This window comes from Streptomyces sp. NPDC002926 (assembly GCF_053591755.1).
Window position 1 is genome coordinate 1 of record NZ_JBSFUK010000064.1, and the last position, 9,157, is coordinate 9,157.

The following is a 9,157-nucleotide window of genomic DNA, read 5'->3' on the forward strand; positions in this document are numbered from 1 at the left end:
GGCCACGCCCCCGCGGGCCCCCCCATCGCCCGGCTCGAAGACGGCCGCGCACCGCGCCAGCAGTCCGTCCTGCTCACGCGCAATCCACACCATGAAGCCCGCTCCCTCTTGACTGTTCCGTACTGCCGTTGTTCCCTACGGTGTTGATCAGCTTGTCAGGTTACGGAACCGCCGTACGGACAGCGGGAAAAACACCGCGCACAGGACAACCGGCCAGACAACAGCCATCAGTTGCGCGTTCTGCGCGATCCAGGAGTCGCCGCCCCAGCCCGGGTTGCCGAAGAGCTCGCGGGTGGCGAGCACGGTGGAGGAGAGCGGATTCCACTCGGCAACGGTGCCGAGCCAGCCCGGCATGGTGGAGGGCGCGACGAAGGCGCTGGTGAGGAAGCCGACGGGGAACTCCAGGGTCTGCACCATCGTGATGCCCTCGGGGCCCTTCATCAGCAGTCCGAGGTAGATCCCGGCCCAGACGAGCGCGAAGCGCAGCAGCAGCAACAGGCCCACGGCGTACACGGTGTCACCGGCGCTGCCGTGCGCCTCCCAGCCGATCAGCAGCCCGACGCCGAACAGAACGGCCAGGGCGAGCAGCGAGCTCAGCATGTCGGTGACGGCGCGTCCGACGACCACCGCCGAGGGCGACATGGGCAGGGTGCGGAAGCGGGAGGTGATGCCCCGGTTCTTGTCGGCGGACACGGCGGTGACGGTCTCGCCCATGCCGAACACCATCGTCATGACGAACATGCCGGGTACCAGGAACTCGCGGTAACTGCCGCCGCCCGGGACCTGCATCGCGCCACCGAAGAAATAGGTGAACATCAGGACCATCATCACCGGGAACGTCAGCGTCCCGATGAGACCGCCCGGTTCGCGGACCCAGTGGGTGAGGCCGCGCAGCGTGACGGTCCAGCCGTCGGCGCACGCCCAGCGTGCCCGGCCCAGCGGCGTACGCGGGATCTTCGGGAGGCGGGAGAGCTGCGGAACCTGCGGTGCGGTGATGCTCATGCCGCCATCGCCTCTCGGGTGTCGGAGGCCGCGGCCTGCTCGTCGCTTTCGGTGGTGTGTCCGGTGAGGTGCAGGAACACCTCGTCCAGGGTGGGGCGGCGCAGCGCGATGTCCTCGACGTCGACGCCCGCCTGGTCCAGCGAGCGCACGACCTCGGACAGGGCGCGGCTGCGGTCCTCGACGCGCACGCTGACCCGCCGGGTGTCCGGGGCGGTCTCCGGCAGGCCGTCGCCGATCGCGGCCATGGCGGCAGCGGCGGCGGCCAGTTCGTCGGCACGCCGCACCACCACGTCGATACGGTCGCCGCCGACCCGGCCCTTCAGCTCGTCGGGCGTGCCTTCGGCGATCACCCGGCCCGAGTCGATGACCGAAATGGAGCCGGCCAGCTGGTCGGCCTCCTCCAGGTACTGCGTGGTGAGCAGCACGGTGGTGCCGGCGCCGACGAGGCCGCGTACGGCCTCCCAGACCTCGTTGCGGCTGCGCGGGTCGAGCCCCGTGGTCGGCTCGTCCAGGAACAGCACCTGCGGGGCCAGCACCATGCTGACAGCGAGGTCGAGGCGACGGCGCATCCCGCCCGAGTAGGCCTTGAGCGGCTTCTTGCCGGTGTCGTCGAGCCGGAAGTGCTCCAGGAGCTCGTCGGCGCGGCGGCCGGCGTCGCGCGGCGACAGATGGTGCAGCCGGCCGAACATCACCAGGTTCTGCCGCCCGCTGAGCACCTCGTCCACGGCCGCGTACTGGCCCACGAGACCGATGCTGGAGCGCACTTCCGCGGTCTGGCGCACGACGTCGAAGCCGGCCACCTCGGCACGTCCCTCGTCGGCCTTGAGGAGGGTGGAGAGGATGCCGACGGATGTGGTCTTGCCCGCCCCGTTCGGGCCGAGCAGTCCGTGGACCGTTCCGCGCTCCACGCTGAGATCGAAACCGTCGAGCGCGTAGCGCTTGCCGTAGCGTTTGCGCAGCCCTTCCGCGAAGACTGCCGGACTGGTCGATTCCACGTCGTCAACTTCTTTCGTCGGTACGGACGTCGGAGAGGTCCGCCCCCGCGCAAGCAGGCCGGAGACGGCACCGCTCCCACCTTCGCGCGCGCCGTTGCAGCGCGGCTCGAGCGGCGCTGGAGCCGGGCCGGTTCCAGGGCCGCTCGAGCCGCGCTTGCGAGGGTGTCCGGCGATTCCCACGTCCCCCTCGCGAGAAGGACAGACCGTGATCACATTCATCAACCGCTTCGAGGTCACCGGGCCGGCGGACGAGTTCGAGAAGGCCTTCGACGCGACGTCCGCGTTCTTCAGTGCCCAGCCCGGTTTCATCGCCCACCGTCTGCTCCAGCACATCCAGGAGCCGGGCCGGTATGTGAACGTGGCCGACTGGCAGGACGAGGAGTCCTTCCGGGCGGCCGTCGCCCGGCCGGAGTTCGCCGCGCACCGCACGGCGCTGCGCGCGCTCAGCAGCAGCGACCCGAACCTGTACACGCCGACGCTGGAGCGCGTCGCTCGCTGAGCGCACCGGTGGCCTGTGGGCCCTCCCCCGGGAGGGCCCACAGGCCATCTTCGGTCCTGCGGTCACGCGGGGCGGATCGCCAGCGCGTGCCGGAAGACGTTCCGCGGGTCCCAGACGGCCTTGGCCCGCTGCAGCCGCGGATAGTTGTCCTTGTAGTAGAGGCGGTGCCAGGGCACGCCCGAGGTGTTCCACTCGGGATCGGCCATGTCGATGTCCGGGTAGTTGATGTAGCAGCCGTCGCTGCCCCGGCCGGGCACCGGCACACCGCCGGTGGACGCGAACACGTCGCGGTAAGTGCGCCGCAGCCAGCCGATGTTCTCGGCGTCGCCCGCCGCGTCCTGCCACGTGTTCATGAAGATCACATTGAGGATCGCGTCGCGGTGCGCGCTCGCGGTGGCCGACGTGGCGAGGCTGTTGACCCGGCCGCCGAAGGACTGGAGCGAGACGGACGCCGCCTGGTAGCTGTGGTCCGTGCTGTTCAGTTGAGTGTGGAGCGCGTCGGCCTGCGCCCCGCTCCACGCCCGGCGCAGATAGGCCGACTTGATCTTCTGGCGGCCCTTGTCGGTGTCCTGCGAGTCGGCGAGCGTGAGCGTCGCGGTGAGCCAGGGCTCGTTCAGCACGTCGGTGACGTACGGGGTGACGGGCACGCCCTCGGTCAGTGCGGCGGCATAGTCCGCCAGCAGCCGCGCCGCTTCGGGCCGGTCGGCGTCCATATGTGTGAAGCTGACGGCGCTCTGGCCCGGGTCGTTCTCCTTGAGCCGGCCGAGGAGCACCAGGCCGCCGTACAGCCCGGCGTACGGAGAGTCGGCGGCGCTGTTGCGCTCGTGCCACTCGCCGTGATTGCGCAGCAGACGCCGGAAGGCCGCCTTGTCCATGCCCTCGCGGGGGAAGATCACCGCGTTGGAGAGGATGCCGGACGGCGGACGCGGCAGCAGCCGCACCGGGTCGGAGCCGACCGCTCCCGGTGAGCGGAACCAGTAGCGGGTGACGACGCCGAAGTTGCCGCCACCACCGCCCGTGTGGGCCCACCACAGCTCGCGGCGGGGATCGGACGCCTCCCGGGTGGCCACCACCGCGCGGGCCCGGCCCTCGCGGTCGACGACAACGACCTCGACGGCGTACAGGTGGTCGGCGGCCAGCCCGAAGGCGCGGGAGAGCGCCCCGTACCCGCCGCCCGCGATGTGGCCGCCGAAGCCCACGGTGGCGCTCGCGCCGCCGGGCAGGGTGACGCCCCAGCCGTAATAGAGCTTCTTGTAGACATCCGTCAGCTGCGCGCCCGCCTCGATCATGAAGGCGCGCATCTTCTGGTCGTAGGAAACGGCGTTCATCCCGCCGAGGTCGACGACCAGCCGGACGGCCGGATCGCCGACGACGTTCTCGTAGCAGTGGCCGCCGCTGCGCACCGCGATGCGCTTGCCGGTCCGTACGGCATCCCCGACGGCCTGCACCACCTGAGCGGTGGTGGTCACGGGGCGAAAGGCGTCGGGGTGCGCGGCGAAGCGCTTGTTGCTGCCGCGTACCGCCAAGTCCGCGTAGCGCGGGTCGTCAGGAGTGATCCAGGGCGCCTCCGCCTCCCTCGCTCCGGCCGCGGGGGCGGCGGACGCGGGAGCGATGCCCGCCGCGGCGAGCCCGGCGGCGGCGGAGGCCGTGAACGTACCGGCGACGAAGCGCCTACGGCTGGGAGCAGTCATCATGCAACCTTCTGGGTGGGCGGGCCGCTCGGGGCGGAAGGTGTTGGTGAACAGGCCGGCCCGCACCTCGACCGGGGTGCGGCCGGGGGCGACGCGCGCACCGGGCCGGGGTAGGGGTGGCCATCCCGGCGGCCCGGCGGCCGCCGGGGAAGGCCCTGGCCTGCGGGCGCCGGAGCCGGGTGACGGCGTCGCCGACGTGTGCGTCGTGGCTCAGACCACCGCCCGGGTGGCCAGCACCCGGTTGACGAGTGCGAGGTACTGGCGGGGGGTCTCGGCCGCGTCGATGGCCTCCTCGTCCAGCGTGATCTCGTAGTCCCGCTCGATGCGTCCGGTGGTCTGCAGGATCGCCAGCGAGTCGTAGTCGAGGTCGAGGAACAGGACGTCCATGATGTCGCCGTCCAGGTTCACCGACTCGCTCTCGCCGGCGCACTCGCGCAGCAGGGTGATCAGATCGCTCAGTTCCATTCGTTCCATGGGGCTCTCTCCTTCGGGTGCCCGTCACGCCTGTCGGCGGACGGGGGGTGGGGGGTGGATCGGGTGGCGCGTCAGTCCGCGGCGCGTACGACGGCGGCGGCGTTGAACCCGCCCCGCCCACGGGCCAGGACCAGCGCTGTGCGCAGTCGCACGCCCCGGCGGGGGACGCCGGTCACCAGGTCGATGGGGCAGTCGTCGGCGGGCGCCGCGGTGCCGGTGGTCGGCGGTACGGTCTGGTCGCGCAGGGCGAGCAGCGCTGCGGCCAGGTCCAGCGAGGAGCCGCCCGCGAGGAGCCGTCCCGTCATGGACTTGGGCGCGGTGACCGGCAGCGCGTACGGGCCGAACACGTCGGCGATCGCCTCGGCCTCCGCCCGGTCGGCCGCGCGCTCGCCCGCACCGTCGGCGAAGACCACATCGACGTCGCCGGGGCGCACCCCGGCGTCGGCCAGTGCGAGCCGCGCCGCGTCGGCGAGCCTCGAGGTGCCCGGACCGTCGAACGTGGCTGCGTGTCCCGCGAGTTCGCCGTACGGGCGGGCACCGCGCTCACGCGCGCTGTCGGCGTCCTCCAGGACCAGCAGCGCTCCGCCCTCTCCGACGAGATGGCCCGAGGCCGCGGCGTCGAACGGCACATAGGCGCGCGCCGGGTCGGCGACGGTGCTCATGGAACCGTCCGCCAGATGGGCGGCCCAGCCCCACGGGCACAGGCCCGAGTCGACGCCGCCGGTGATCACGAGCGGGGTGCCCCTGCGGATCTGCCGCCGGGCCTGGGCGGTGGCGTCGAGGCCGCCCGCCTGCTCGGAGACGATGACGCCGCTGGCGCCGCGCATATTGTGCTGGATGGATATCTGGCCGGTGTTGACGGCGTAGAACCAGGCGAACGACTGGTAGGCGCTGACGTGCTGGCCGCCCTTGCTCCACAGCGCCTGGAGCTCGCGCTGGCCGAACTCGAACCCGCCTGCGGAACTGGCGGTGACCACGCCGGCTCCGTACTCGGGCAGCTGGTCCACGTCGGCCCCGGCGTCCTCCAGTGCCGCCTTGGCCGCGGCCAGCGACAGCTGGGTCACCCGGTCGGTCTGCGGCAGCAGCCTGCCGGGGACGTGGTCCTCGGCGACGAACCCGGGGACCTCGCCCGCCAGCTGTACCGGATAGCCGGTGGCGTCGAAGCGGGTGACGGGACGGATCCCGCTCTCGCCGTGCAGCACGGCGGCCCACCACGCCTCTGTCCCCAGGCCGTTGGGCGCCATCACACCGATGCCGGTGACCACGGCTCTTGCCGTACGGGAGGAGGAAAGACGCGCGGTATCCGGCATACGGGCGGCCCCCGGCGCGGCTGTGGCCGTGGTCATGCTGCCTCCTTCAGACGAGGGCTGGTGAGAACGACAGCGCTCTGGAAGCCGCCGAAGCCGCTGCCCACGCTGAGCACCGTGTCGGTGCGCTGCTCGCGGGCGGTGATCGGGGTGTAGTCCAAGTCGCAGGCGGGGTCGGGCTCGTGCAGATTGGCCGTCGGCGGCACCGTGTCGTACTTGATGGCCAGCGCACTGGCCGCCAGCTCGAGCGAACCGATCGCCCCCAGCGAGTGGCCGATCATCGACTTGATGGAGCTGACCGGCACCTCGTGGGCATGGCTGCCGAGGCTGCGCTTGAAGGCGGCGGTCTCGTGCCGGTCGTTCTGCTTGGTGCCGGAGCCGTGGGCGTTGATGTAGTCGACGGCAGTGGGGTCGAGCCGCGCCTCGTCCAGGGCGAGCCGGATCGCCTCGGCCATCTCCTTGCCGTCGGACCGCAGTCCGGTCATGTGGTAGGCGTTGCTGAGGCTGGCGAAGCCGGAGATCTCCGCGTACACCTGGGCGCCGCGGCGCCGGGCCCGCTCGGCCTCCTCGAGGATCAGCACGGCCGAACCCTCGCCCAGCACAAAGCCGTTGCGGGTGCGGTCGAAGGGCCGGGAAGCGGTCGCGGGGTCGTCGTTGCGCGGGCTGGTCGCCTTGATGGCGTCGAAGCAGGCCACCGAGATCGGCGAGATCGGCGCCTCGGTGGCGCCGGCGACCATCACGTCGGCGCTGCCCTCGCGGATGAGCTCGACGGCGTGCCCGATCGAGTCCAGCCCCGATGTGCAGCCGGTGGAGACCAGCGAGACCGGACCCTGGGCGCCGGTGGCCCTGGCCACCTCGGCCGCCATGGAACTGGGCACGAAGTAGTCGAAGAGATGCCTGACGGCCAGTGTGTGGTCGACGTTCCATTCGCTGCCGTGGCGGCTGACGACTGCGTACTCGTTGTCCAGCCCCGTGGTGCAGCCGACCGCGCTGCCGAGGGTCACCCCGGTGCGCAACGGGTCGAGCCCATCGGCCGCGCCGCTGTCGGCGAGCGCCTCCCGGGCGCTGGTGAGGGCGAACTGGGCGGCCCGGTCGAGACGCCCGGCTTCCTCGGTGCCGAATCCGTGCGCTGCCGGGTCGAAGTCGGCCTCGGCGGCGATCCGTGACCGGTAGCCGGAGGCGTCGAACAGGGTGATGGGCCCGGTGGCCGTACGGCCCGCGGTCAGCAGCTCCCAGAACTCCTTGGTGCCCACCCCGCCCGGGGCGACGACTCCGATACCCGTGATGACGACCCGTCTCATCGGCTGTTCCTCACAGTTGTCCTCCTGATGGCAGAGCGGGTGCCGGAGCACCGGCCGCGCGGCCCCGTGCGCCGGGCTTGTCCGCGCCACCGCCGGGTCCGCGCTGCCGCCGGACGCGACCGTTCATGGCGCTGAGACTCCTCGAACGGCCTGGAGAGCCGCTTGAATCTGCCTCCGACCCACCCGAAACCCGGCTCGCGGAGAGCGGGTTCACACCTCAGGAGCGGCGTGCTCATCAGGGGTACAACCGCAAGCGTCAGCCGTGTCCGGCCGAACAGATCCGGCCACCGGTCCCACCGTCAGGGAGCACCTTTGAGCGACACCACGTCCACCGTGTCGCCGAACGTCGACGACGTCGCCGCGTCCGGTGCGTTCCTCAGAACCCATTTCGGCTTCGTCGAGCGGATGGCCGCCGACGGGTTCTTCTCGCTGGGGCGTGACGAGGCGGTCACCGACCCCAACGGCGTCGTCATCCAGCTGGTCGAATGGGTGACGCCCGCCGGAGCCTGAGCCGGCCGGGACGGTCGGCGCCGCCCCCGCACGTGCTGTACGACCTGTACGACGCGCCCGCCGCCGTCCGTCCCGGCTCCAGCGCTCCCCCGTGGCCACCGGGGGTGCGGACGCCCGCGTCGGTCACGACGGGGCGCCTCGCGGTCGTCCCGCCGGGACAGTGGGCACGTACCCGTCCCGTACGCGTGGTCCTCGGCCGGTGCGGGTGCGTGTCTCACTCGGGGCGAGGAGTCACGAGGCGCTTCACCATCTCGCCGATGAGCTCGTCGTACGGGTACGGGGCGAGGGTCTCGGGCACGGTGAGGTCGTCCACGATCAGGCCGAGCGTGGCGAGGTAGAGCAGGACCACGGCGATCCGGTCGCCGGGCAGGCCTGCCTCGATGTGGAAGCGGACGTTGGAGTCCAGCTCCGCGCTGAAGACCTTGTTCAGGTCCCGCTGGATCTCGGGGCGGCGCGTCGCCTCCAGGCGCAGCTCCAGCATGGCGAGGTAGCTGCTGCGGTCGGCGCGCATACGGTCGACGAGCTGGTGCATCAGGGTCGTCACCAGCTCGGTGGAGGGCCCTGCCTGCATGGTGTCGGCAAGAGCGGTCGCCTCGGGCGTCAGCCGCTCGTGGGTGCGGTCCATGATCTGCCGCAGCAACTCGGCACGGTTGGCGAAGTAGTTGGACGACGTACCGGCGGGCACCTTGGCCTCGGCGTCGATCGCGCGGAACGTCAGCCCGCGTGACCCCTCGCGGGCGAGGACCTCGATGGCCGCGTCGAGCAGTGCGGTACGGCGTGCTGGGTTCTGCCTCATGAAAAATCTCCGAAGTCCATTGACACCACTTCAAGTGAAGTACTACATTCAAAGCACTCCAAGAGAGTACATCGCAGCAGACACGAGGAGTCAATATGCGAGCCCGTCACACCTCCCAGCACCGCACCGGAACGTTCACCCAGTTCAACGGCGGTCACGGCGGTCGCGGCGTCCAGCCGCAGAAGCCCCGCTCCGTCCCCCGCCCCCGTCCGCTGCCCAAGCCCGGCACCCGCCGGTGAGCATGAACTCAACGAGGGGACGAAATGGCCTCCGCCTCGACGGAGGTCAGGAACTCGTCCCGGCTGAAGACCCGTTCGGCCCGGTGTGCCGTTATGGGCGCATGGCACGACACCATGCAACCGACACACACCGGCCGGCCCTCTTGCCGGTTTCAGGTGGTGGCGGGTGGACTCAGTAGCGGTAGTGGTCGGACTTGTACGGGCCGTCGACGTCGACGCCGATGTAGGAGGCCTGCTCGGGACGGAGTGTCGTCAGCTTCACGCCGAGCGCGGCGAGGTGCAGCCGGGCGACCTTCTCGTCCAGGTGCTTGGGCAGCACATAGACGTCGGTCGGGTACTCCTC

The 9,157-nt window shown here is 71.2% G+C and carries 11 protein-coding genes; 3 read left to right on the forward strand and 8 right to left on the reverse strand.

Annotated elements, in window-relative coordinates; translation table 11 throughout:
• Positions 1-147 precede the first annotated feature (147 nt).
• A complete protein-coding gene (locus ACWDZ6_RS33005) occupies positions 148-1,002 on the reverse strand; it encodes an ABC transporter permease (RefSeq protein WP_326654705.1) in 855 nt (284 codons plus the stop codon).
• Complete coding sequence (locus tag ACWDZ6_RS33010) at positions 999-1,997, reverse strand: ATP-binding cassette domain-containing protein (protein ID WP_451505771.1); 999 nt, start codon at positions 1,995-1,997, stop codon at positions 999-1,001. The genes ACWDZ6_RS33005 and ACWDZ6_RS33010 overlap by 4 nt, the downstream gene beginning before the upstream one ends.
• 205 nt (positions 1,998-2,202) lie before the next feature.
• On the opposite strand from ACWDZ6_RS33010, the gene ACWDZ6_RS33015 reads away from it, so the two are divergent.
• Complete coding sequence (locus tag ACWDZ6_RS33015; RefSeq protein ID WP_451505772.1) at positions 2,203-2,496, forward strand: antibiotic biosynthesis monooxygenase family protein; 294 nt, start codon at positions 2,203-2,205, stop codon at positions 2,494-2,496.
• Between the two features lie 62 nt (positions 2,497-2,558).
• On the opposite strand, the gene ACWDZ6_RS33020 is transcribed toward ACWDZ6_RS33015, so the two are convergent.
• The 4 genes from ACWDZ6_RS33020 to ACWDZ6_RS33035 all read right to left on the reverse strand — a co-directional run bounded on the left by ACWDZ6_RS33020 (position 2,559) and on the right by ACWDZ6_RS33035 (position 7,269).
• Positions 2,559-4,187, reverse strand: a complete 1,629-nt coding sequence (locus tag ACWDZ6_RS33020; RefSeq protein WP_451505773.1) for a BBE domain-containing protein — start codon at positions 4,185-4,187, stop codon at positions 2,559-2,561.
• Positions 4,188-4,397: 210 nt separating this feature from the next.
• Entirely contained in the window at positions 4,398-4,661 is a 264-nt protein-coding gene (locus ACWDZ6_RS33025; RefSeq protein WP_326654701.1) for a phosphopantetheine-binding protein, read from the reverse strand.
• Between the two features lie 71 nt (positions 4,662-4,732).
• The gene (locus tag ACWDZ6_RS33030; protein ID WP_451505774.1) at positions 4,733-6,007 is read right to left on the reverse strand and encodes a ketosynthase chain-length factor; all 1,275 of its coding nucleotides are present in this window, start codon (positions 6,005-6,007) and stop codon (positions 4,733-4,735) included.
• The gene (locus ACWDZ6_RS33035) at positions 6,004-7,269 is read right to left on the reverse strand and encodes a beta-ketoacyl-[acyl-carrier-protein] synthase family protein (RefSeq protein WP_451505775.1); all 1,266 of its coding nucleotides are present in this window, start codon (positions 7,267-7,269) and stop codon (positions 6,004-6,006) included. The genes ACWDZ6_RS33030 and ACWDZ6_RS33035 overlap by 4 nt, the downstream gene beginning before the upstream one ends.
• A 312-nt stretch (positions 7,270-7,581) precedes the next feature.
• Between ACWDZ6_RS33035 and ACWDZ6_RS33040 the strand changes: the two genes are divergently transcribed.
• Positions 7,582-7,779, forward strand: a complete 198-nt coding sequence (locus ACWDZ6_RS33040; protein ID WP_451505776.1) for a hypothetical protein — start codon at positions 7,582-7,584, stop codon at positions 7,777-7,779.
• Between the two features lie 214 nt (positions 7,780-7,993).
• Here ACWDZ6_RS33040 and ACWDZ6_RS33045 read toward each other — a convergent pair whose 3' ends face one another.
• Positions 7,994-8,575, reverse strand: a complete 582-nt coding sequence (locus ACWDZ6_RS33045; RefSeq protein WP_366736121.1) for a TetR/AcrR family transcriptional regulator — start codon at positions 8,573-8,575, stop codon at positions 7,994-7,996.
• A 95-nt stretch (positions 8,576-8,670) separates the two neighbouring features.
• Between ACWDZ6_RS33045 and ACWDZ6_RS33050 the strand changes: the two genes are divergently transcribed.
• Positions 8,671-8,814 (forward strand): hypothetical protein, encoded by a 144-nt coding sequence (locus tag ACWDZ6_RS33050; protein ID WP_351461893.1) that lies wholly within the window; start codon positions 8,671-8,673, stop codon positions 8,812-8,814.
• Between the two features lie 172 nt (positions 8,815-8,986).
• Here the strand turns inward: ACWDZ6_RS33050 and ACWDZ6_RS33055 are convergent.
• A partial coding sequence (locus ACWDZ6_RS33055; protein ID WP_451505777.1) for an adenosylhomocysteinase occupies positions 8,987-9,157 on the reverse strand: 171 nt, incomplete at its 5' end.